At 72.7% G+C, this 24,551-nt stretch carries 15 protein-coding genes; all 15 read right to left on the bottom strand.

What is annotated here, in order from left to right; all coding sequences use genetic code 11:
- Positions 1 to 78: 78 nt before the first annotated feature.
- Positions 79 to 711 (bottom strand): hypothetical protein, encoded by a 633-nt coding sequence (locus tag H9651_RS04840; RefSeq protein WP_191717948.1) that lies wholly within the window; start codon positions 709 to 711, stop codon positions 79 to 81.
- On the bottom strand, positions 708 to 1,187 hold the full coding sequence (locus tag H9651_RS04835) for a hypothetical protein (RefSeq protein WP_225216329.1): 480 nt from the start codon (positions 1,185 to 1,187) through the stop codon (positions 708 to 710). The genes H9651_RS04840 and H9651_RS04835 overlap by 4 nt, the downstream gene beginning before the upstream one ends.
- Positions 1,187 to 2,815: a hypothetical protein gene (locus tag H9651_RS04830; RefSeq protein ID WP_191717946.1), complete on the bottom strand. Its 1,629-nt coding sequence runs from the start codon at positions 2,813 to 2,815 to the stop codon at positions 1,187 to 1,189. Before H9651_RS04830 ends, H9651_RS04835 begins: the two co-directional genes overlap by 1 nt.
- Positions 2,812 to 3,099 (bottom strand): hypothetical protein, encoded by a 288-nt coding sequence (locus tag H9651_RS04825; RefSeq protein WP_191717945.1) that lies wholly within the window; start codon positions 3,097 to 3,099, stop codon positions 2,812 to 2,814. Before H9651_RS04825 ends, H9651_RS04830 begins: the two co-directional genes overlap by 4 nt.
- Positions 3,100 to 3,170: 71 nt before the next feature.
- Positions 3,171 to 3,464: a WXG100 family type VII secretion target gene (locus H9651_RS04820; RefSeq protein ID WP_191717944.1), complete on the bottom strand. Its 294-nt coding sequence runs from the start codon at positions 3,462 to 3,464 to the stop codon at positions 3,171 to 3,173.
- 52 nt (positions 3,465 to 3,516) lie between these two features.
- A complete protein-coding gene (locus tag H9651_RS04815) occupies positions 3,517 to 8,037 on the bottom strand; it encodes an FtsK/SpoIIIE domain-containing protein (protein ID WP_191717943.1) in 4,521 nt (1,506 codons plus the stop codon).
- Positions 8,034 to 8,780: a hypothetical protein gene (locus tag H9651_RS04810; RefSeq protein WP_191717942.1), complete on the bottom strand. Its 747-nt coding sequence runs from the start codon at positions 8,778 to 8,780 to the stop codon at positions 8,034 to 8,036. Before H9651_RS04810 ends, H9651_RS04815 begins: the two co-directional genes overlap by 4 nt.
- Positions 8,781 to 8,800: 20 nt before the next feature.
- The gene (locus H9651_RS04805; protein ID WP_191717941.1) at positions 8,801 to 10,354 is read right to left on the bottom strand and encodes a serine/threonine-protein kinase; all 1,554 of its coding nucleotides are present in this window, start codon (positions 10,352 to 10,354) and stop codon (positions 8,801 to 8,803) included.
- On the bottom strand, positions 10,351 to 11,466 hold the full coding sequence (locus H9651_RS14990; RefSeq protein ID WP_191717940.1) for an FHA domain-containing protein: 1,116 nt from the start codon (positions 11,464 to 11,466) through the stop codon (positions 10,351 to 10,353). Before H9651_RS14990 ends, H9651_RS04805 begins: the two co-directional genes overlap by 4 nt.
- Positions 11,459 to 12,313 (bottom strand): PP2C family protein-serine/threonine phosphatase, encoded by an 855-nt coding sequence (locus tag H9651_RS04795; protein WP_191717939.1) that lies wholly within the window; start codon positions 12,311 to 12,313, stop codon positions 11,459 to 11,461. Before H9651_RS04795 ends, H9651_RS14990 begins: the two co-directional genes overlap by 8 nt.
- The gene (locus H9651_RS04790; RefSeq protein WP_191717938.1) at positions 12,313 to 13,644 is read right to left on the bottom strand and encodes an FHA domain-containing protein; all 1,332 of its coding nucleotides are present in this window, start codon (positions 13,642 to 13,644) and stop codon (positions 12,313 to 12,315) included. The genes H9651_RS04795 and H9651_RS04790 overlap by 1 nt, the downstream gene beginning before the upstream one ends.
- Before the next feature lie 66 nt (positions 13,645 to 13,710).
- A complete protein-coding gene (locus tag H9651_RS04785) occupies positions 13,711 to 16,248 on the bottom strand; it encodes a transglutaminase domain-containing protein (RefSeq protein WP_318244760.1) in 2,538 nt (845 codons plus the stop codon).
- Positions 16,245 to 17,600 carry a DUF58 domain-containing protein gene (locus H9651_RS04780; RefSeq protein ID WP_191717937.1) on the bottom strand — a complete coding sequence of 452 codons (1,356 nt, stop codon included), beginning with the start codon at positions 17,598 to 17,600 and terminating at the stop codon, positions 16,245 to 16,247. Before H9651_RS04780 ends, H9651_RS04785 begins: the two co-directional genes overlap by 4 nt.
- The gene (locus H9651_RS04775) at positions 17,597 to 18,562 is read right to left on the bottom strand and encodes an AAA family ATPase (protein ID WP_191717936.1); all 966 of its coding nucleotides are present in this window, start codon (positions 18,560 to 18,562) and stop codon (positions 17,597 to 17,599) included. Before H9651_RS04775 ends, H9651_RS04780 begins: the two co-directional genes overlap by 4 nt.
- A 36-nt stretch (positions 18,563 to 18,598) precedes the next feature.
- Positions 18,599 to 24,550 carry an Ig-like domain-containing protein gene (locus H9651_RS04770; RefSeq protein WP_191717935.1) on the bottom strand — a complete coding sequence of 1,984 codons (5,952 nt, stop codon included), beginning with the start codon at positions 24,548 to 24,550 and terminating at the stop codon, positions 18,599 to 18,601.
- Position 24,551 lies beyond the last annotated feature (1 nt).

The raw sequence follows: 24,551 nt of genomic DNA, 5'->3' as shown, positions 1-24,551 counted from the left end.
GAGGCGCGGGGATTGTGCGGAAGTGACACCGGAGCAGCCCCGCCCAGCCCGGCGGGGCGAGGGGGTGGATGCCGGGGCTCAGGCGTCCTGGAACGCGGAGGCGGCGACGATCGCGTCGAAGTACGACAGCAGGGTGTGCGGGATGTCGCCGAGCGGCGTCGAGAACACCGCCGTGAGCAGACGCTTCGTGCCGGGCACCGGGTACCAGTACTGCGCCACGAGACGGCGCTGGGTGTAGCGCTCGCCGTCCTCGATCTCGACCGTCTCCTCGATCCGGTGCGCGCGGACGACCTCGGAGTCGAGGCACCGTCGCCGCACCGCGGTGCTCGCTCCGGCGGCATCCATCAGCGGCAGGGACTTCTCGAACACGCTCAGCACCGCGTCCGTGCCGGTGCCCAGGGCCGGGCTCATACGCATCCGCTCATCCTCGAACACCGTGAGCGTCGCCGACATCGGCTGCCCCGGCCCCAGCTCGGTCTGGATCATCAGCAGCTGCGCATCGGCCTCCCGGGCAGCCGTCGCCGCGCGGGTGAACTCCTCGCGCAGCCGTGCCCGCGCCGTCGCACGCTCGTCCGCGCGTCCGAGCACACCGGTCGCCATCTCCCTGGTCGACGCGGCAACGGCCTCGGGCGAGGACAGGTCGATCCGCCACCACGTCCCGACCATGCGGAACACCAGGCGGGGCGGCGCGGCGGTGGGGGCGGCGCTCATCGTCCGCGCAGTTCTGCGGGGTCCGCCCCGATGATCTCCAGTGATCCGTCCGTCACACGGTAGGTGACCGCCGCGGGGAGTCCCGCGGCGGCATCCGTGAGGTCCAGCAGCACGGACGTGTCGTCGTCGTCGCGGACGAACAGGACGACGTACTGCACGTCGCTCTTGGCATGCTCGAGCGCGGTGGCGGCGATGTTGACGACCGTCTCGGTGCTCACGGGCTCGTCGCCGGAGACGGCGACGGCGACGTTCATGACGCGCGCGAGTCCCGACTGGACCACCTGGACGCTGATGACGTCGGTGATGCGGGGGTCGGATGCGGCGACGGCGCCGGTGACGGTTTCGGGGCTCACGGTGGCCTCTCCCTGGTGCGTCTCGGTCGGTGCGGGGGCAGGGGTGCCGGCGCAGCCGGTGACCACTGCGGCGGCGAAGGCGGCGAGGAGCGCGGCGCTCAGGCGCGCGGTGCGGGACACCATCACTCCGACCACCCGTAGTAGCTCTGCTGGTAACCGTAGGCGTCCGGATCCCCGACGAAGTAGGCGTCCAAGGCGTCGACCGTGCCCGCGGGCACCTGACCGATCTGCGATGCGAGGGTCTGGTCGTACGCCTCGGCGTTGTGGATGCCGTGGATGCCCAGGTCGGCATCGGGGGATTCGGTATTGATCGTGGTCCAGTTGGGCTGGTGCGGCGGGGCGCCGTCTGTGCCGACGGTGACGAGCGAATCCAGCATCGGCACGGGGTCGCCCTCGTGCTGCACCGAGACGACCGATGTCGAGGAAGGGATCGGCATGTGGTCGATCGGGGCGCCTGCAGCCACGACTGCCGACCAGTTGTAGTCGTCGTTGTACGCGGCGAGCGTGCCTGCCATGATGCCGCCCTGGCTGAACCCGATGAGCATGACCGGGTCGTCGGCGCCGACGCCGGCCTCACGCATCGCGTCGAGGACGGCGCGCTCGTACTGGGAACGCAGAGCGGGGGTGAGGACGAGCGCGAGGTTGCTGTCGAGGTCGTGCACACCGCCCTGGTCGCCGTTGAGACGAGAAAGCCACTCCTGGGTGCTGGGGAGAGCGACGCGCCACCGGACCACGCCGTCGGCGTCGACGACGCGGGTGACGCTGATCACCGTCTGTCCGACCCCGGTCTTCTCGCCGTCGGCGTCGTAGTCCCAGCCCAGCGTGTCGACGTAGCCCGCGTCCGCGAGGGCGTGCGCGAGGTCTGTCGGCTGGCCGGTGTAGGTACCGCGCTCCGTGTCGGTCGGCTCATGCCTGCGCACCGCGGGGGTGGGGGAGAGCACGTCCGACAGCACGCTGCCCAGCAGGAACCCGGCCAGCAGCACCGTGACGAACATCGCGATCGCGGGTCCGATGAACGGCACCAGGGACAGCAACGAGTACACCAGCAGCAGGATGATCGCGACACCGAGGAGCGCGACGACGGTCGAGAGGATGCGCAGCAGCTCGTGGTAGACCTCGGAGAGGAAGTCGCCCACCCATCGCGCGATGTCGCCGAGCACGTCGCCGATGTCGCCGAAGAACTCGCCGACGGCGTCCCAGAAGCCTTCGTTCGTCGCGTCGATCGCGGTGTCGATGCGGTCGATGGCGACCTGGGCCGCGGCATCCATGTCGCGGCGAGCGGCTTCGATCTCGGCACGTGCCGCGTCTGCGGAATCCTCCCGGCGGCTGAGCGTGCTGCGCAGCGACCGCACGTCGTTCTCCGCCGTGCCGATGTTGCCGGCGGGGGCGTCGGCGTCCTCGAGCCGCTCCAGGCGGCGCTCGGAGACGAGCAGGTCGTACTCGGCGGTCGCCGCCAGGGCGTCGTAACGGGCAGCATCCAGTTCGCCGGCATCGGCGCGGTCATGGGCGGCCTTGAGCGCGACGGCGTACTCGGTGAGGGCACCGGCGGTGCCGCTGTAGCGTTCGTGCACGCGGTCGAGGTCGCCCGCGACCTGCGCGGTGCGTTCGCGGATGCCGTCGAGGGAGCGGGCGGTGCTCTCATACGCGAGGGCGCGCAGGTCGTCGGCGGCGCGCTGGATGCGCGAAGCGGAGGCGACGAGCGCGTCGGCGTGATCGGCCAGCGTGTCGGGCGACCCGGGCAGCACGCTCATCGCTCGCCCTTCACGGCGGCTGCGAGGTCGGTGTCGAGGTCGGTGAAGGTGTCGATGACGGCGCCGAGGTAGTCCGCGACCTGTCGCAGGTTCTCCTGCAGCTCGCCGCGGGCGATGTCCCACTTGTCGCCGAATTCGCGCACGGTGCCCGCCAGCCGGTCATGGCCGGTCGCTGCCGCCGTCTCGCCGGCGATGCGCTCGGCGCCGGCGAAGTCCGTCGCGATGCGCTCCGCGGTGCCGGCGCTGCGGCGCAGCTCGGCGAAGTCGAGTTTCAGGTCAGCCATCGGCTTGTTCCTCCGTGAGATGCCGAAGCGGGGCCGGCCGTGTGGGACCGGCCCCGCTTCGAGGGTCGTGATCAGCCGATGGAGCTGGCCAGCTGCTCGTCGGTGGACTGCAGCGCCGACGCCGCCTTCTCGAGGAACTGCGCCATGCCGTCGATGCCCTGCACGGTGCGCTGGGCGCCGGAGGTGAACTGCTCGTACGACGAGTCGAACGCGCCCGAGGCACGGGTGGTGGTGAAGCCGTCCTGCACGAGCTGGCTGACGAGGGAGCGCAGCTCCTGCAGCTTGCCTTCGAGGTCCGACTGGCCGGCACGCAGACGGTTCGCGGCGCTCTGCATCTGGTCGTAGGTGACGTTGAGGTTCGCCATGGTCTCATTCCTTGTGTCATGAAGCGGCAGTTCCTCTGCCGTCATGTTCAACCTATGGGAGGGCGTGCTGACCCGCCAATGGGGAGTAGTCCCCATCCGCGGGGACCGGCTCGCTGTCGACGAGGGGGAAGTGCACGCGCACCGTCTTTCCGCTCGCGGCGAGCATTGCGCGCCCCGCCGGGAACTCGCGCTTGAGCAGGCGCGGGAACGCCGTCTTGAGCACCACTTCGCCGTCGTGGGTGTCGGGCTGCAGCACGACGCCGCGACGGGACGACTTGATGTCGCCCAGCAGCCCGAAGCTCGTCGTCCAGTCGCTGGTCTCGCCCTCGGCCACCAGAAGTCCGTCGCCCCGCTTGACCCGCTTGGCGAAGTCCGACAGCGGCATTTCGGCCAGCGACGTGGCGTACTCCGATGCCCCCTCGAGGAAGACCGCCACACCTTCCAGGCCCCGCTCGTCCTGCAGCAGGTCGTTGATGAGCCGACTGGCGGAGCCGCCGTCGACGGCGGTGTCGTCCCAGGCGACCGCGTCACGCAGCGTCGAGCGGGCGCTGCCGATGTAGTAGCGGCGCACGCCGGGGTGCGCGCGGCGCACGGCCTCGGCCATGGCACGCAGGGCATTGCTGCGCCCGCTCTGCGGCGGCCCGGCCACGACGAACAGGCCGTTGGGGTCGAACCCGATCGGATCGAGGGTGTCTCCCGACAGCCCCAGCACCGGCCGGCCGTCGACCTGGCGCGGCAGGTCGTCGAACCCGTAGACCTCCGGCAGCGCACGCACCGGCGGCGCCTGGGTGCGGCCCTGGCGTCGCATCGCCTCGGCGAACTCGCCGATCGCCTGCGCCTGCGCCCTCGGGTCGGCGGCGCCGGCGATGACGGCGATCTGCGTCTCGAGCCCGTTGACCACCGCGCGCCCGGCGGGCGACTCGGCCGACAGCACGTCGCGCGGGGCACCGACCATGGCATAGGCGTCGGAGTCGGACAGCCGCAGCACGACCCGCTTCTGGATCGACGACTGCAGCGCCGTCGGGACGGCCTGCCCGCGGTCGGCGGTGAGGGCGACATGGATGCCGACGGAGCGGCCGTCGGTCATGATCTGCTGGAACACCTGGTAGGCCTCGGCGCGCCCGGTCACCGCCTCGTACTCGGAGCGGAACGTGGGGAACCCGTCGATGAGCACCAGGATGCGCGCCTCGTCGGGGCGACCGGCGAGGGCGCGGTACTGCGAGATCGTGCCGGCGTTGACGGCGGCGTACGCCTCGCCACGCCGGTCGAGCTCGTGCTTGAGCATGCGGAACAGGCGGGTGACGCGCTCACCGGAGTCGGCGGGGATCACCGCGCCCACGTGCGGCATGGCCTCGAGCATCCGGAGCCCCCCGGAGCCGAAGTCGAGGCCGTACACCTCGACGGGGCCGCCGCGCGGGGTGATGCCGGCAGCGATCGCGAGGGTGCGCAGCGTGGAGCTCTTGCCGGCGCCGCCGGTGCCGTAGATCGCCAGGTGACCGTCGTCGTCGGGCTCGAAGTACACCGTGTCCTGCGCCTGGCGCTGGGGCACGTCCTGCACGCCCAGCAGCAGCTTCTCATCGGTGCGCTGACGCAGCAGGGTGAGGTCGTAGACGCTCGCCAGATCGTCGAGCCACGGGCGGCGCGGCGCGGCGATCGACGCCGACTTCGAGGCGGCGACCATGGTCGCGACCAGTCGTTGCTGGTCATTCGGCCCGAGGTCGCGTTCGGCCGACTCGGTGTCGCCCTTCGGGGCCTCCCAACGGCGGGGCGGGCCGAACGCGAACGACTCGAACTCCACCTCGGGAGCCTCCTCCTCGACGAAGCTCCAGCCGCCGGTGTAGGCGGACTGGAACACCGTCAGGCGGCCGGGTCCGGTCTTAGCGGCGCCGCGGCCGGGGATGGCGGGGTCGAAGCCGGCGGCATCCTTCGTGCCGATGACGTCATCGGAGTCGACCTCGTCGGCCATGCGCAGCGCGACGCGCATGTTGGTGTTGGCGCGCAGGTTGTCCTTGATGACGCCGGCGGGGCGCTGGGTGGCCATGATCAGGTGGATGCCGAGGGAGCGGCCGCGCTGGGCGACGTCGACGACGCCGTCGACGAAGTCGGGCACCTCGTTGACCAGGGCCGCGAACTCGTCGATGACGATCACCAGCGCCGGCGGGGCGTCGGGGTCGCCGCGCTTCTCCAGCTCCAGGATGTCCTTGGCCTTCTTGCGGGTGAACAGGGTCTCGCGGTGGTGCAGCTCCGCGCGCAGGCTCACCAGCGCACGACGCACCAGGTGCGGGCTCAGGTCGGTGACGAGGCCCACGCAGTGGGGAAGCGCCGTGCACTCGGCGAACGCCGCGCCGCCCTTGTAGTCGACGAAGAGGAACGTCACGCGCTGCGGGCTGTACTCGGCGGCCATGCCCAGCACCCATGCCTGCAGGAACTCGCTCTTGCCGGAGCCCGTCGTGCCGCCCACGAGCGCGTGGGGGCCCTGGGCGCGCAGGTCGAGGTGCATCGCCCCCGAGGCTGCCTGACCGACGATGGCGCGCAGCTTCGGTGCAGACGGTGCGCGCGTGGCGGCGGAGAGGATGGAGCCGTTCTGCTCCCAGCGATCCACCACGGCGCCCGGGTCGGTGGCCATCTCCTTGCCGATCAGCTGCAGCATCGGCACCGAGCGGGGCACGTCGCTGGTGTCGGCGGCGATGGACCCGGCGTCGACGTACGACGACAGTCGGCGGCAGAACTGCGCGAACTGCGGCACGGTGAGGCCCTCGACCTCGACCGGGTCGATGGTGAGCCCGAGGCGCACGTAGCCCACCGAGGCCGCGCCGTCGGCGGCGAGGTCGACGAAGGTGCGGCACGCGGCGGGGAGCGCCGCGGTGTCGGCGGCCATCCAGATCGGGTACACCCCGCGGCCGGCGGCACGCTCGAGCACCTGGATCAGCCGGGCACGGTCGACGGGGGCGTCGTCGGAGATGAGGACGACGATCGCCGGCAGTGCGCCGTCATATCCGCCGTCGGGGCCCGAACCCGACCCCACCGCCGCACCGGCGGCCAGTGCCGCCTGCTTGTCGCCGATCGCGCCGAGCTGCAGCGGGGCTTCCTCGCCACGCGGCGAGCGGGCGCTGAGCACCTCCTCGAGCCGTGAGACGAGGCTGGCTGCCGCGGAGGCGGTGTCGGCGAAGGGCGCGCCGCCGAAGACGGCTTCGGAATGCATGGCGTGGGGCAGCCACTTCGCGTCGGCGAACTGGGCCGCCCAGCCCGGGCCGAACAGACCGCCGATCACCAGGTCGCCCGGTGCGTGCAGACCTGCCAGCTGGGCGGTGAGGGCGCGGCCGTACGCGGCGACGGCGGCGGGGTCGCCGGCGACACCGAGGGCGCCGGCATCCGAGAGCTTCTCCACCGCCGGGGTGCGGGGCACCAGCTCGTACGAGGCGATGAGCTCCTCGAGCTGGGTGACCTGCTCGGGCACCGCCCGGTCGGTGTTGCCGGTCTCCTTCACGGTGTTGCGGGTGGGCACATCGCCCACCCCCAGCCTCACCTGCAGGAACGACCAGTGCTCGGGCCGGCGTGTCCACACCAGCGGTGCACGGTTCTGCACTGCGTCGTAGATCTCGTGCAGCGGCACCGCCTCCCGCGCTCGGATGCGGGATTCCTCTTCCCGCTCGCGCGCGAGCCGGGCCGACAGCCGCTCGATCTGGCCGACGAAGCGGGCGTGCTCCAGCTTGAGCTTGCGCCGCTGCTGCGACTTGGCCGTCGCCCACGTGCTGATCATCATCAGCGGGGAGATGGCGACGAAGATGAGGGTGATGGCACGCCCGGTCGCAGCGAACATGGCGACGCCGGCGATGGCGGGGAGGATCGCTGCCGCCCAGGGGAACGGCTGCGGGTCGGCGGGCGTGGGCGGGTCGGCGCCCTCGAGCTCGCGGCCGACGTAACGCGGTTCCACGCTGGGGGAGCGGGTGAAGCGCACCTCGCCGATGGGGGAGGACTGCGCGATCTGCGAGGGCAGGTAGGCGGCGCGGATGACGGTGCTGCCCAGCTCCGCCTCCTGGCCGTGCTGCATCTCGAGGCGGGCCACGGGCGCCCCCTGCACGATGATGCCGTTGGCGGAGTTGAGGTCGACCAGTTCGATGCGGTCACGCCCGACGTGCAGACGTGCGTGACGATTGGACACCATGGGGTCATCGAGCACGATGCCGCAGTCGGCGCCGCGGCCGATGACCGTGGAACCGCGGGGCACCGCGTAGCGTCGCCCGGCGAAGCGGCCGCCGACGATCTCGATGTACGCGACGTCGACCTGCGGGGCGTCGTCGAGAGCGACCACGGCGATCTCCACGCCCGAGGCCGGCGCCAGATCGGCGAGGGTGTCGTCGGGGTCGAGCACCTCGGAGGCGCCGCCGACGGCGGGCGCGTGGGCCTCGAGGGTCACCGTGCCGGGGGCGTACGCGCCATCGCGGTAGACGCCCGAGGGGTCGCGTGCGACCAGGGAGTCGGCGACCTCGCCGACGCGCACACCGGGTTCGGCGGCGAGGGCGATGTCCTCGGTGGAGCCGTCGGGACGGCGCAGCGTGGCGCGGATCTTCATGTGGTGCCCTTCTCGCCCAGGGTGGCGGCCACCTCGAGCAGATCGAGATCCTGCGCCGTGACCAGCCGCGACAGGATCGCGTGTTCCACGAGCCTCGCACGGCGGTTGGTGGCGAGCTTGCCCACCCCGCCGCGCAGGCCCTGCACGCCTTCTCGGTCGAGTTTGTCGCAGACGTTGTCGAGCTTGCGGTTGAACGTCGTCAGCGGCCAGCCCAGGCGCGCCGCCGCCGCGGCTGAGGAGGGCAACTGGCTCGAGCCCACCATGCCGCCGCGCAGGATCGGCTCGCACAGCGCGATCAGCAGCAGGCGCTGGCTGGGGGTCAGGCTCACCGCACCGATCGTGGTGGTGCCGTCGTCTTCGTGCTGCACCGCTCGCAGGTCGCGCCCGGTGAAGCTGGCGGAGTCGTTGCGCACGGCGAGTTCGTACGTGTACGCCCCGGCGGAGAACATGACCGCGAGCTGCGGGAAGACCAGCGGCACGCGGGCGCCCGGGCCGAGGACGGCCTGGTAGGCGCCGTCGGGGGTGGCAAGGCTCACCGAGATCGTCTGCCCGGTGTTCGACATCCACCACAGCTCGCCCTCGGCATCGAATGCGAGCAGCCGGCGGTGCAGGTACTGGTTGGTGTCGACCGTGAGGTCGGCGTCGCGCCCGACCGAGAAGGTGACGCCGGGCACCGGGTGGTGCCATTCCCCGCAGAACTCGATCCCGAGCGTGCCGTCGCCGATCGCGCCGTGCTGAGTCATCGTCATCCCATCCTTCGTCATCACAGGCCCACCAGCAGCGCGATCGCCGCCACGCACACCGCGAGCACCAGCACCGTCGCCCCGACGGCGATCGCCGTCACGACACCGAGCCGACGGCGCGGGCGCGTGACCGGTCGGGCGGCGGGTTCGACGGGGGTGGTCGACGGCGCCGCGGCGCGCACGATCGGGACGGCATCGACCCGGCGGATGCCGTAGGTCTCCCGCGCCGCGTCGACGCCCGGGTCGTGCGCGCGGCGGCCGCCGGCCGCGGCCTCGGCCTCGGCGGGCGTGGACACAGCCGCGGGGGACAGCGGCGCCGCACGCTCGACCAGTCGCGTCGGCTCCTCGTCGTGCGGGGTGCCCGCGGGGCCGCCCGCACGATCGGCCACCGGCTCGTCCGGGATGCCGCGACGCGGTCCGGGGGTCTGCTCCCCGGCCTCCGCGCGACGCAGATCGCGGCGGCGGCTGCCGGCCAGCCGCGTCGGCTCGGCGTCGTCGGGGAGCGGCTCGGGGTCCGCCGGTGCGGCGCGAGGCACAGCGCGCGCGGCGAGCACGGTCTGGTCCTGGGGCTCGTCCGCCTCCTCCGCCGGCGCGGCTTCGGCGTCGTCTTGCGACTCGGCCTCCGCCTCGGTGCGGCGGCGTGCCGCGAACCGCGTCGCCTCGGCGTCGTCGTCCCCGTCGGCGGGGCCGGCGGGCGCCTCATCACTGCGCGTTGCGAGCGCGGGGATGTCGAGGTGGGTCATGGGCAGGTGCAGGTCCTGTTCGATGCGCTGCAGGCTGCGCGCGAACTCCGCCGCGCTCTGCGAGCGCCGGTCGGGATCTTTCGCGAGGGCGGTGTGGATGAGCCGCTCCAGCGCGGGCGGCACGTCGTCGCGCCCCAGGGGCGGCGCCGGCTGGGTGAGCACGCGCGTGACGAGCCGGGTGAGATCGGTGGGGGCGTCCGGGTTCTCGAACGGCGTGCGACCGGCGAGCACGGTGTAGGCGGTCGCGGCGAGCGCGTACACGTCGGAGCGCGCATCGAACCCTCGGCCGCTGACCACCTCGGGAGCGGACCACGGCACCGAGATGCCTGCGGCATCGGCCGCCGCGCCCGAGATCGACGACAGCCCGAAATCGGTCAGTGCCGGCCAGCCGTAGTCGGTGGTGAGGATGTTCCCCGGCTTGATGTCGCGGTGCAGGATGCCGGCACGGTGCGCGGTCTCGACCGCCCCGCACAGGCGCACCATGGTCTGCAGGAGCTCGGGGACCGTGACCACCCGGGTCGGGTAGGTCTCGGCGAGCGTGGGGCGGGAGCAGTACTCCATCACGAGGTACGGGCGCCCGTTGTCGGCGATCGCGGCATGGTGGATCGTGACGATCGACGGGTGCGACGACAGCGCGGCCATGAGGTTGGCTTCGCTCTCGAAGCGCGCACGGGCGGCGCGGTCGTCGACGGGCTGGTGCATGATCTTCACCGCCACCATGCGCCGCGGCAGGTGCTGCGCGTAGAGGAACACGTCGGCGAAGCCGCCCGAGCCGAGCGGGCGTTGCAGGGTGAAGCCGGGCAGGTCGACCGGTCCGTAGCGTGCGGTCACGGCAGCCCCGCGAACCCGATGCGGCTGCCGGTGCCGAGGTCGGCGACGGAGCCGTCGGTGACGAGCACCGATTCACCCGGACGGATGCGACGCGGTCCCATGCCCACCGCGGTGAACACCGTGCCGTTGGTGGAGCCCAGATCCTCCAGCAGCACCTGCCATCCCTCGGTGCGGATGCGCACGTGCGTGCGCGAGACGTCGCGGTCGTCGATCGAGACGAGCGTGGGGATGCCGTCGCCATCGGTGCGATCGGCGCGGGGACTGCGGCCGATGAGCAGCGTTCCGGCCAGCGCCACGGCCCGCCCGTCCGGCAGCACCACGGTGCCGAGGTCAGGGCTCGGCACCCGCGCGACGGCGGCATCCGCAAGCGACGCCCCGCACCGCGTGCACGCGTCGCGCTCGAGCGGGTTGGGGTGTCCGGCCACGCACACGATGCCGCTGACCGCCGACGCCGGCTCATCGGCCGGCACCGGGGCTGGCGGCATCTGCTCTGCGTCCTCGTCGGGCGGGCGCACCGCGGCGGCCTCGACCCCGAAGTGGATCGTCGCCCCGAAGAGGTCGTCGTAGCGTCCCGTGGCGGGCGCCGAATCGAGCGCGGCGACCAGGCCCGGGGCGAGCTCGGGCGTCTGCTCGAAGAGGGTGTCTGAGAACTCCAGTGTGAGGCCCGGGTCGGTCGTCGCGGGAGCGACGCGACAGGCCAGCTGTGACACTGCGAGCGGACCGAGGCCCGCGGGGCGGTGCGCGCCGGCGGTGGGCCCGGCGTCGACGGCGAACGACGCGACGCCGACGAGGTGGAACTCCTGCCACGTACGCAGGCCCGCACCGGTCATCTCGGTCGTGCGGCCGTCTTCGTGATGCACGGTCATGCGCACCGCGCCGCGGACGATCCCGGTCAGCGTGGTGCCGTCGAGCTGCCCGGCGAACAGATCGGGGGCGCCGGCCAGGCCCGCGCGCAGCACGACGTCCAGTGCCGTGTCCCAGGTGTCCTCGGGGCGGGCGGCGGCGAGCACGCTGCGTGCCGCGGGCGCCGCCTGCGGGCCGGCGAACAGCAGCGCGAGCCGTCCGGTGAGGATCGCCGGCAGATCTCCGGCGGCGTAGGACCACTCAGCCACGGCGCGCCCTCGTGCGGGCCGACCGCAGCGTCGCCGCCTCGATCGTCGCCGACTCGTCCGTGCCGGAGGGCAGGCCACCGGTGGTGTCGTCCTCGCGCGGGCTGATGCCGCCGGCGACGACGTCGATCACGATCGCCGTGATGTTGTCCCTGCCGCCGCCGACGATCGCCTGCGTCACGAGCGACGCGGCGGTGCGGGCGGGGGCGCCGCCGAGGGTGAGCCCGGCCCGGATCGCCTCGTCGGTCAGGTCTCCCGACAGGCCGTCGGAGCACACGAGCAGGCGTTCTCCGGTGACGATGGGCAGCAGCCAGTAGTCGGCGCGGCTGCGTTCCTCGCCGATCGCGCGTGTGATGACGTTGCGGCCCCGGTAGGTCGACATCTGGTCGCGCGCGAGCTTGCCCTGGTCGACCAGCTCCTGCGCGACCGAGTGATCCACGGTGAGCTGTTCGAGGTGGTGCGTCACCAGCCGGTAGACCCGCGAATCGCCCACGTTGACCACGAGCCAGCGCGGCACACCGCCCTGGCGCACCGCGACGACACCGGTGAGGGTCGAGCCGGCGCCTCTCGTCGTGCCCGCCGAGATCGCCGATACGGCGGTGTGCGCGCGCTCCACCGCGGCGGCGACGTCCTCGGGGGTGAGGTCGTCGCGCCCGGCGAGGGCGCGGAAGGCGTCGATGATCGCGGCGCTGGCCAGGTCACCGGCGTCATGGCCGCCCATGCCGTCGGCGACGATGTACACCGGATGCTCGGCCAGCAGCGCGTCCTCGTTCACGGCGCGACGGAGCCCGGGATCGGTGTGCGCGCCGCTGGTGACCATCAGGGTCGCGGGCAGGGGTGGCGCCGTCATCACGCGTCTGCGCGCAGCTCGAGCCGGGCGTCGCCGAGGAAGAACACACCCGACACCTCGGCTGTGCCCGCCACCTCGCTCTCGTCCTCGAGGAACACGCCGTTGGTGGAGGCGAGGTCGGTGACCACCCAGGCGTCGCCGCGCCGCTGCAGGGCGGCGTGGGTCTTCGAGACGGTGCGGGTGGCGTCGTCGACCGGGATGACCTGGGCGCCGGCGTGGCTACCGGCGGCGACGGGGTTGCGGCCGAGCACGGCGACGTCGCCGCGCAGTGTCACGCTCGCCCCGCCGGGGAGCAGGAGCGACCAGCCGCCCTGCCGTCGGGTCGCGAGCACGGTGTGCTCGTCGAGGTCGTCGGGCACGGCGTCGCTCGCCGGTGCCGGCACGGGCGGTGCGGCAGGCGCGGGTGGTGCGGGCACGACGGGAGCGGGCACCGCGACAGCCGGCGCGGATGCCGGTGCCGGCGCGGATGCGGGCGCGGGCGCCGACGCCGGTGCGGCCGGGGCGACGGGAGTCACCGCGGGAGCAGCCGGCGGTGTCGCGCCGGGCGGCGGCGGCGGAGCCCATGGGTTGCCGCCCGCGGGCGGCGGCGGTGACGGCACGGCCGCGGCCGGGGGGCCCGCGGCGGTAGCCGCACCGGGGGCGGCGGCCGGCGCGGGGACCGGTGCCGCCGGCGTCCCGCCGTCGTGCGGCGTCGTGACGGCGCCGAGCGTGAACGGGCTCGCCGCCGGGGGAGGCGGGGGCGGGGTGAGGTTCGGCTGCGCGACGGCGGGCGCGAGTCCCAGCCAGCGTGCCGAACCCCAGCCGACGACGCTCGCCCACACCGGGAACAGCAGCACGCCCAGCACCGTGTAGCCGCCGCCGAGACCGAAGCCGCGGTTGACGCGCAGCAGCATGCGGATCTGCAGGACCAGCACGGCCACGCCGAACACGAGCCAGATGAGGGCGGGCACGAGCACCGCACCCATCACCGCGGCACCGGCCTCGCCACCATCCGCGGCGCCCAGCGCCGCGCCGGCGAACAAGGCCGCCACCACGACGCTGCCCACACCCGCGACCAGACCGCCGACGGCGAGCACGACGGCCCACCACCCGGCCATGCCGCCGAGGGCGAACAGGGTCCACGTGTTGACGACGGGGACCCACGCCTTCCAGGCGGGCCGGCCGGCCTTGCGGAACAGAGCGGTCAGCGCGAGTGACAGCCACACGCAGAAGCCGACCACGATGACGAGTTGGACGATCCACACGATCAGCGGTGTCTGCGCCCCCATGCCGCCGCCGTAATAGGCGAGCGTCACGGTCGTGGCATCCGTCGTCCCCAGCAGGCCCGTCATCGGTTCTCCTCCGTCTCGTGTGGAATGCGCTGTCCGACCGTGGGGGACCGCATCGCCCTGGACACCCTAGCGGCGATCACGCCTGGGCCTCGTCGCTGCCCGACGCCCCGACAGGGTGCGCCGGGACCGCACGAACGACCGCAGCGACAATCGCGCCCGCACGCGCGCCCACCAGCCGGCTTCGCCCGCGAAGCGCTGCCGTTCCTCGTCGACGATCTCCCAGAAGCGTTCGCTGTCGTCGGCGCTGGGCTCGGCCACGTCGAACACCGAGCGGTCGGTCCACTCGGCCAGCAGCGCGCCGCGATCATCGCCCGCCGCGCCGGCGTATCCCGCGGCCAGTTCGGACCGCGTCTGCGTGCGCGGCGCCGGATAGCCGTGGTCAACGGCCGTGTCGACGTACTCGTCCCAGCCGCCGGTGAACCGATCGACCGGGTCGGGGGAACCGCGCCTGGTGCGACGGCGGAGCGCCTTGAGCAGCACGATCAGCAGCAACGGCCCCACCAGTACGAGGAGCACCAGCAGGCTGACCCCGGCGACGCGCAGCGCCGCCCACAGCGCCGACAGGTCGGTCTCGGTGGTGGTGTCGTCCTCGTCGCGCTCGCCGCTGTCGGCGGGGTTCGCCTCGGCGGGCAGCACGGGCTCGGCCACCTCCTGGCGCACCTCGGTGGGGTTCTGCGGGTCGCGCCGCTGGTCGAGCTCGGGGCGCATGCCCACCTCGTGCTGCGGGGTCACATCCACCGGCACCCAGAGCCCGGAGGCGTCCTGCACCTCGATCCACGCCGACATGTTCGCCCCGCGGCATTCGCCGGCGATGCAGGCGGGCACGGCGGCTGCGTCGCCGGCATCGGTCAGACGTGCTCCCAGCACGATGCGCGAGGCGAACCCGAGCTGGTCGGCGATCATCGACGCGGCCACCGCGAACTGCTCGTCGTCGCCGACACCGGCGACGAGCGCGGCCTCGTCGTCGACGGCGCCCATCTCGTTCTGCCGATCCAGCAGCGCCGTGAAGAGTCGATCGATGCGGTCGGTGGAGTGGCCGGCGCGGCTCGGCTCGAAGGCATAGTCGCCGAGCGCCGTCGTCCACGCCGCCGGCTGCTCGGTGTCCACCGCGAGGGCGTGGCTGAGGAAGCCGCGCGCACGCAGCCGATCGATGAGGACCTGCAGCCCTTCGCCGCCGGTGGGTGCCTCCTGCACGGCGATCCAGTCGGTCACGCTCTCGGGGACGATCGCCGCCGGCAGCTGCGGGGTGTCGCGTCCCGGGGTGAGCTCGGCCAGCGGCGGGGGCTCGCCCGCGACGGCGCTCTGCTGGCGGTAGGTCGTGCCCGGCACCAGGCCCGGCTCGGGCAGGGCGATGCCCATACGCGTCTCGGCGTTGTAGAAGAACCCGTCGGCGCGGTCGCCGCCACCGCCGTCGAACGTGATCGAGGTGAGGGTGCCGACGGTGGGCACCCAGATCCCCTCGTACGCGCCGATGTCGACCCCGGCGGTGGTGGGTGTGGTATCCGGCGGTGAGGGCAGCGACGCCGGCACCCGCACGAAGGCCGTCGTCTGATCGGCCACGCCCGCTGCGGGGTCGATGGCCCGTGCCACCTGGCCGTCGTAGAACGACAGCGTCGCCAGTCGTACCCGGTCGGCACCGGCGGCGCCCTCGACGGTGAACAGCACCGTGTCGAACTGCTCGTCGGTGAAGAACTGCCGGTATTGCGAGAGCGGGCTCAGCTGGCCGGCCAGTTCGATGCGCGGATCGATGCCCGCCCGCAGCACATCGCGGGGCTGCCCGGCGATCGCCCACGGCCCGACGACGGCGCCGGCGGTCAGCGCCACGACGATCATGCCCGACGCGATGCCGACGCGTCCGGCCACGGCCGACCCGGTGCGGCCGGTCGTGCGCACGCCGCTGGCGACTTCTGCCGAGCGCAGTGCCCGGCGGCGCCGGTGCACCGTGCGCCACACGGTGAACATGAGCGCCAGCAGAATCGCCGCCGCCCCCACGAAGACCTCCAGCGCGCCCGAGACGCGCACGCCGCCGATGACCGGGGCGCTGAGCGACCGCGCGCCGAACAGCACACCGAAGGCGGTGAGCGCCAACCCCAGCGGGGCCGACAGCACCCAGAGCCGGGTCGCCCGCCAGGCGAGGGACAGGGCGGCTGTGGGGATGCCGAGGAACAGCAGCAGCGCCGGGGCGAGGGTCGTCTGGTAGCTGCCGAGGGGGAGCTCGAGGGTGAGGAGGTCCTTCCACCCGGTGACCGGTGCCGTGATCACTCCCCGCAGCGCCGGCAGCAGCGTGTCGAGTTGGGTGAGTGAGGACGGCGACGCCAGCGGTACGCCCACGACGACGTAGGTGGCGATGGCGGCCAGCGTCACCCACCAGCCCGACCAGCGCCGGCGCAGACCGGCGTATGCGATGAGGTGGGCCGCCACGAGTGCCGCACCGACGACGACGAGGAACGCCGTGTCGCGGTAGATCGGCCAGACGGCCGCGGCGCCCACGAGGAACAACGCGTCCAACAGGGCGGCGTTGACGATGAGGAAGCCCGCGGACACCGTGGCGGTGCGGGATCGTCGGGTGCGGGAGCGTCGGCGCAGCGACGGGGTGGCGTTCACGACTGCGCTCCGCGGGCGAGCAGCTGGCGCAGGTCGTCGAGCAGCCCGATGGAGATCACCGAGATGGTGCCGAGGCGGCGGAAGCCGGGCTCGGCTTCGGGGTTGCAGACGACCGCGACGACGGCGACCTCGGCGGGGAACGCGAGGGCGGCGGCCTGCAGCGACCGCGCGGTCTGCGCCGACCCGCACACCAGGAACGCGATGGACGCGTCGGGGTGGGTCTCACGTGCGAGGGAGGTGACGCCGGTGAGGGGGGCCACCAGCGCCGTGCGCTCGAGCCCGGCCAGGTCGTCCAGGAGGGTACGTGTGCTCACCGTCGCGAGTTCACGGATCGTTCGCACGGTGCTGCGGGCGAACTCCGGCACTTCGCCGCCGACGACCACGTCGACATCGCGTCCGTCGCGGATGCCGCGGATGCCGATGGATCCCGCGGCGCTCACGGCGAGCTCGAACTCGTCGTCGCTGCCGTACTCGCCGTCGGCGAGGGCCAGGGCGATCACCATGCGCGAGCGCCGGGTCTCTTCGTACTGGCGCACCATGAGCGTGCCGGTCTTCGCCGTCGACTTCCAGTGGATCTGGCGCTGCGCGTCACCGGGGGCGTACTGCCGGATCGCGTGGAACGAGATGTCGGCGTCGACGATGGTGCGAGACGCCGCGCCCTCCAGGTCCCGGATGAACCCGGTGCTGGTGCTGCGCAGCGTCGTGGTGACGGGGTGCACGTAAAGGGTGTGGGTGTCGTCCCAGGTCGCCTCGCGCTTGAGGATGCCGAGAGGATCGCCGCGCACCGTGTGGGCGGGACCGACGGTGATGACGCCGCGGCGGTGGGTGGGCACGAGCACTTCCTGCACGTGCGTGTGGTCGTGGCGCAGCAGAGGCACGTAGACGTCGACGAGACCATCGCCCACGGGCACGTCGATGCGGCCGGGCAGGGCGATGCCGCGCCCGATGTTGGTGACCCGCAGCGTCCCGTGCACCTGGGTGCCGGCCACGACCCGGTCGTGGTCGAGGGCGAGGTCGACGTCGTACGAGCGCGCGCTGAACAGGAAAGGCACCGACAGCACCAGCAGCGCCGCCGCAATCACGCCGACGACCACGAACTCGAGCCAGCCGAAGGTGATCCCGAGCGCGAGCCCCGCGGCCGCGGCCGTCAGCAGCAGCCATCCCGCGACCGTGACGGTGCCCGCCACCGCACGCCACGCGGCGACGATCGCCTGTCGCGACCGGCGCCAGGCGCGCTCACCACGCACCGCCAGCACCGTCGTCGAACGGGCGGTGGCGTAGCGCGTGTGCGCGTGGGCGGTGCCGGTCGACTCGGCGGCGCGGGTCAGCCGGGACTCGGACGGGTCGGTCACACGGCATCCCGCTGGCTCGGGGGCATGGTGTCCAGCATCACCTGTCCGATCACCGATCCCGCCGTGACCCCGTCGAACTCGGCCTCGGGGTCGAGGATCAGGCGGTGGGCCAGCACCGATTCGGCGAGCGCCTTCACATCGTCGGGGGTCACGTAACCGCGCCCGTGCGCGACCGCCCACGTCTTGGACGCCTTCGTCAGCGCGATGGCACCGCGCACGCTCACGCCCAGGCGCACCTCGGTGGCCAGACGCGTGGCTTCCACGATGCGGGCGATGTAGTCCAGCACGAGCGGGTTGAGGTACACGTCGCGGGCGACGTCGGCCATGCTCACCACGCCCTGCGGGGTGATGACGGGCTCCACCTCGCGGCGTACCGTGCCGGTGCCCTCGAGGATGCGCACGGTGGAGGCGTGGTCGGGGTAGCCCAGCGACGTCTTCAGCAGGAACCGGTCGAGCTGCGCTTCGGGGAGGCGATAGGTGCCGGCCTGTTCGACGGGGTTCTGAGTCGCCACGACCAGGAACGGCACCCCGACGGGACGGGTGACGCCGTCGACGGTGACGTGCCCTTCCTCCATGACCTCCAGCAGCGCCGACTGCGTCTTGGGCGACGCGCGGTTGATCTCGTCGGCGAGGAGGATGTTGGCGAAGACGGGGCCCTGGTGGAACTCGAACTCGCCCCGGCGCTGGTCGTAGACGGTGATGCCGGTGACGTCGCCCGGGAGCAGATCGGGGGTGAACTGGATGCGGGTGCTCGTGCCCTGCACGCTCTGCCCCATCGCGCGGGCGAGCGAGGTCTTGCCGGTGCCGGGGAAGTCCTCCAGCAGCAGGTGCCCCTCGGAGATCATCGCGGTGAACGCCAGCTCGATCACGTGACGCTTACCCAGCACGACCTGCTCGACGTTGTCGACGAGCGTGGCGAACGTCTCCTGGAACCAGGCGGTCTGCTCGGCGGTGATGGTCATGGGGTCCTCTCGGGGGTGGGGAGCGTCGGGCGCCGGTCAGGGGGCGGGATCGGCGGGCGGCGGAGTCGGGACGGGCGCGGGCGGAGTGGGGACCGGCGCCGGCGCGGGCGGCGGCGGCGGTGCGCACGGGAGCGTGACCGTGACGTCGTCGAGGCCCGTGAGGGCTCCCCGCCACGTCAGGGAGTAGGTGTGGGTGTCGACGCCGGCGGCATCCGTCGCCGTCGACACGGCCACGTCATGGTCGGCGGATTGCGCGGTGACCGAGGCGCTCGGCGCACCCTCGCCGCTCAGGCAGGTCGTGGGGAAGCTCGCCTGGGCCGTGTACGCCGCGCCGGTGGGTGTGATGTCCACGCCGGGCGAGCTGCAGCCGAAGACGCCGATGCAGGCGAAGGCCTGGATGCCGCCCGGGTTCGTCCCGAGTGCGAACAGGTTGATGAAGTCCTGGGTCTCGGCGGTTCCTGCGCGGTACACCAGGGTGAATGCGCGGTCGACATCGAGGTCGGGGACGGCGGTGAAACGGTTCCACGTGTAGATGCTGCCGCTGCGTGTCGGCTCGGGGTCGATGGTGTACTGCGCGCGCCCGGTGGGGGCGTCGATGCCGGAGGTCGGCGTGGCGGTGCCGGTCGCCTCGGTGAAACCGAACCGCACCCCGTCGCGCACGGTGACGGCGCACGCGGTGACGGTGACCTCCCGCCACAGGTCCTGCCGTTCGAACACCTGGGTGGCCGTGCCGCCGCCGGCACCCACCCCTTGCGTCGGGGTGCAGCGACCGCCCGTGGTGAACCCCACGAGGATGTCGCTGCCGACACCGTTGGCTGTGAGCCGCGCGGTGGCGGTGACGGTGCGCTCGCCACCGGTGGAGGGGGTGACCGTCAAGTCCATCCCCGGTGCGCCGATGCCGTACGCCTGGAACGAGTAGGAGCCGCCCGTCTGCGACCCCCCGGGGATCGGGGGCAGCTCGAACCGCGTGAGCGGTGTCGCAGTGAGGGTTTTGGGCTCGTTGGAGCCGATGACGTAATCGCGGAAGATCGCCGTGTCGCCGCGCACCGGAGCGGTGACTTCGCCCCCCGTGCCGCCGGTGAGGCGGACGGAGCCCGCGGAGGTGTCGATGCCGGTCACCGTGATCGTGGCGATGCCGCCGTCGTTGCCGTTGGGGGTGGGGGTGAACGTGGCGCCTGTCGGGGCGGCGGGAGAGCGGTACGCCCAGGCCGTGGTGCCCACCGCGCCGCGGGATTCGCCGACCGCGTTGAACGCCCGCGCCTCGTAGGCGATCTGCTCACCGGTGGGCGCCTCGATCGCGGGGCACTCGCCCGATGCCGAGCACGTCGCGACCACGCGGCCGCCGGTCGTGATGCGGTAGCCCTCGACGGCGGGGTAGGACGCGGCATCCGAGACCACGCGCAGGGTCACGCCGGTGGCGGTGAAGCCGGTCCAGTTCAGGCGCGAGGGGGTGGCCGGCAGGCCCTGCAGGTCGAGGATCACCTGACCGTTGCGGTCGCCGGCGGACTGACGCCCCTGTGCGTCCTGCACGACGAACGAGCCGGTGCAGTCGGCCGCGCCCGCGGCATCCGCCGCCCACGAGGCGCGCACGGCGGTGTCACCGGCGCGGGTGAAGCTCACCCCCGCACAGTTGCCGGGGCCGGTCGCCGAGACGAGCGTCAGCGGCGTCCGCGGCAGCGGGTTGACCTCACCCGCCGCCCCGATGACGGTGATCGTGCACGAGGTGGCGCCCCCGGTCTGCGAGCAGCGTTGCACGGCGCTGCCGCCCTTGGGCAGCGTGGAGGGTGCCGGTCCGACGGTGAGGATGAGGCTGGCCGCGGGCGTGTCGCGGTGGCTCGGCAGGGTCACCGCGACCGATTCCTCACGGCCGGGGCGCGCGGTGTCGTTCGCGGCGACCGTGACGCGCGAGCCGTTCTGGGTCACGACGAACTGATCGCCCCGGTAGGCGGCGGCGTACTGCACGGCATCCCAGTCCTCCTTGCCCGTCCAGCCGACCATGTCGCGCAGGTCGTACTCGACGGTGGTGCCCGGGCTCACCCCGATCGAGGCGCTGCGCAGCACCGGCTGAGGAATCTCCGCCTCCACATCGATGCGCACCGTGAGGAAGGTGTACTCGTCCTGGATCTCGAGTTTCACCGGCACGATGCAGGTGTCGGTCCAGGGTGCGCCGGTGCCGGCCGAGTAGCGCACGGTGGTGCCGGAGGTGAGTGTGCAGGATGCCTCGGCGCGGGCACCCCCGGCGCGCACGCCGCTGCCGACCACGAGCTGCTGACCTGCGGGCACGGCGACGGCCTGGGCGAGGTCGAGGTCGACATGCTCCTTCTCGCGCACGTCCAGCGACGACATCGAACTGCGCAGGCTCAGCTGCACGTCGCGGTCGCCGGGCACGCGCAGGAAGCCGTAGGAGCTCACCTCGGTGCCGTCGAACGCGGTGCCGGACACCTCGAACGGGATGAGCAGCGTCTCTTCGGGGACCGCTCCGGAAATCCGCCATCCGTCGACCTCGATGCCGGGGTGCGAGCCCCACAGCGACAGCGTCAGATCCGAGACATCCCCGGCGTTCCACGAGACCTTGCCGCTGAGCACATCGACCCCGCGCGGGAACGCCTCCCGCGACTCGATCGTGAGGGACGTGTCGCGCACGATCGGGAAGTCGGGGACGGGAGCGCGCACCACCTTCACCACGATGAGGCCCATCGCGGTGTCGCCGGCGTCGTTGCGCACCGTGTACGAGTAGGAGAACGTGCCCAGTTCGTTGCCGGCACGCAGCGTCACCTGGCCGTCGTCGATCGGCCCGAGCCGGGACTGCAGCGCGGTGAACTCGTCGGAGTCGCGCGGTGCGTTGGGCTCCACCGCCATCAGTTCCAGCTCGCCCCCGCCGGGGTCCACGTCGTTGTCGCCGGGCCGCACCACAGCCGCCGCGGTCTCACCCGCCTGGATCTGGATGTAGTCGCTGTAGGTGACCGGGCTCGGATCGGATTGCGTGTCGAGCACGCCGACGCGCACTTCGGCGGCACCGGTGGCGCCCTGCGCATCGCGCACCTGATAGCCGAAGCGCACCTGCCCGCTGAAGGCCTCGGGGCTGGTGTAGACGATCGCATCGCCCTCGGCGGCGATCGTCGCCGAGCCCTGCTCGGGTTGGGTGGTGATGCGGTCGAGCGTCACGGCGTCGCCGTCGGGATCGACCTCGAACGAGCTGAACGGGATGCGCACGGTCGCACCGCTCAGCACCCGACCCTCGAGGGTGCGCGGGACCGGCGCCTGGTTGGTGTCGTCGCCGATCACCGTGACCACGACCCGGGCGGAGTCGACGACGTCGGGGAAGCCGAGCCGGAAGACGGTGTAGCCGAGGCTGTAGACACCCGGCTCGCGGGGCGCGAGGTAGCGCAGCACCCGGCTCGAGGCGAACGCGAGCCCGGCATCGCTCTCGTTGACGACGCGGGAGGGGTCCACCGCGATGAGGGCGCCCGCGGGGGCGCTGTCGTTGGCGAGCACCGGGATGTCGATCTGCGCACCGGCACGCACCGTGACGGCGTCGTCGACGGCGATCGGCGGATCGGCGCTGGGGGAGGGGAGCAGGATGACGGTCAGCTCACCCTGGGCGGTGGTGCGGGCGGAGCCGGTGCCGTCGGAGACGGTGTAGCGCACCACCCCGAGCCGGCCCGGCTGCCCGTCGTCGGTCGTCCCGCTCACCCGCAGCATGCTCTGACCCACGAGATCGACGCTCAACGACGAGAGTGCGTCGCTCTGCGGGCGGATGTCGCTGACCAGCAGCACGAGACCTGCCGGGTTGGCGACGGCGGGGAACACATCGACGGTGGCATCTTCGTTGGGCCGCACGAACGCCGTCAGCGGCGGTGTCGAGATGGTTGCGGCGTCGGGGCCGGTCATCGTCACCCGTACGACGCCGCTCACTTCCCCGCGGTCGTCGCGCACGGTGTATTGCACGAGGTAGGACCCGGGTTCGGTCGCGCCGAACACCATGTTCAGCCCGGTCGCGTTGGCGGTCACGGTGGAGCGGGCGTCGTCGAGGGCGACGGCCTTGGTGAGGGTGAGGGTACCCGTCGATCCGCTGACGTACGGCGCGATGTCGACGGCGACCGGTTCCCCGACCACGCCGACGACGGCGAAGGACTCCGCCACGAGCTCGGGGGTGGGGGTCACCCCGATGCTCAGCGGGCGCTCGGCCGTGGCGCCTCGGGCATCGGAGACGGTGACCCCGAGCGTCACGGTGACGGCCTCGGCGGCGTTCGGATCGGGATGCTGGTAGGTCACGGTGCCGTTCGGCGCGGCCGTGACGGCGCCTCCGGTCGCCGGGTCGTTCACCGCGCCGGCGAGGTAGATCGGGTCGCCCTCCGGGTCCACCCAGCCGTCGAGCACGTCGACGCTCACGGTGCCGCCGGGCGCGACGGTGGGAGACGGCCAGGTGGCCAGGCACCCGTCGACTCCGCACCACACCGGCGCGCTGTTCTGCGTGTCGGGGACGGCGGTGACCGTGACCGTCGCGGCATCCGAGAGCAGCCCGCCCGTCGTGGTGCCGTCGGTCGCGCGGTAACGCAACGTCGCCGAACCGCTCGCGTCGTCGGCCACCTGCAGCACCAGCTGCTGCTGCGCACCCGCGAGCGACACCGTGCCGAAGGCGGGGTCGAGCCCTTCCACCGAGGCCGGGTCGATGCTCAGGACGTCTTCGTTGGGATCGTGGTCGTTCAGCAGCACGGGCAGCACCGCCACGGAGCCTGCCCTCACGCCGAACGCATCGTCGACGGCGACGGGCGGCTTCGGATCGAGCACCCGCTCGGCCTCCACGTCGTTCTGCTGCTCGACCTCGGTCGGTTCTTCGAGGTCCCACGCCTGCGACGAGGGGACGAGCTGCCCGTCGGGCACCGTCCACACCCACCCCGAGCGGCGTTCGTTGAGCGCGAGGCGCGACCCGTTTCCCACGAAGACCGGGTCGAGACCCTCGCCGATGTCGGTGCCGGCGTAGTCCAGGTCGACGGCTTCACCGGAGTCGCTGGACCACAGCGTGCCGCCCGCGTCGCCCTCGGGCAGCCAGGCGGCGAACACGGTGCCGTCGAGTGTCGCGGGTGCGACGGCGGTGCCCAGAGCGGTGTCGCTGTGCACGCGCGCGGCGGTCAGCGAGTCCAGTGACACCTGCACGAGGCCCTGCGCGTCGGCGACGTATACGCCCGTGCCGTCGGTCGAGGCTTGCTGCAGCACGGCGCCGGCGCCGGCGCCGGTGGCCACTTCCTCCGCGCGATCGCGCACCTGCAGGTCGCCGGTGGACTCGTCGAGCAGCGCCCATGCGCCGCCGACGGCGGTGAGCTGGGCGTCGGCGGGCGAGCGTGCCGTCGTATCGTCGCCGAGGATGCGTCCCGTCGCGGCGTCGGCGCGCAGCACCCGCCCTTCTTCGGCGGAGTACGCGTACAAGATGCCGTCGGCGTCGACCGCGACGGCCGTCGCGACGAAGCGGGGGCGTTCCTGCCCCTCTTCGACGCTGACCTCGGCGTACGGGTCGATGCTCGTGGTGCGGCCCGCGCTGGACAGGGTCGCGCCGTACACGGCGCCGGCTTCGGTGCGGTAGGCGAGGAAGTCGCCGGCCGCGGCCACCTCGGCGGTGCCGGGAGGGGTCGCGGCGAACGCGTCATCGTCGTCGGTGGTGAGGTCGGGCGGGGTGGCCATGTCGACGTCGGCGAACTGCGTGCCGCCGTCGCTGAAGACGAACAGCCGCCTGTCGGTCTGGGCGAGGGCGCTGCCGTTCTCGACCTGTTTGACGGTGTCCAGTTCCCCGAGTTCGAGGTTCACCCGTGCGTAGCCGTTGCCCGCGCCGTTCTGCATCGCCCACACCGTGGCATCGTCCAGCGGTGTCTGCTGGGCGTCGTATCCGGGCCACACCACGGCGAGGGTCGCCACGACAGCGACCACGGCGCTGACGGCCGCGGCGCCGATCCAGTTGCCGCGACGCGCGCGACCAGCAGCGGGGGTGGACATC

The sequence above is a fragment of the Microbacterium pullorum genome (genome assembly GCF_014836535.1).
Lineage (GTDB): Bacteria > Actinomycetota > Actinomycetes > Actinomycetales > Microbacteriaceae > Microbacterium > Microbacterium pullorum.
The sequence above is the reverse complement of the archived record's forward strand: the minus strand, read 5'-3'. Positions and strand labels throughout refer to the sequence as shown.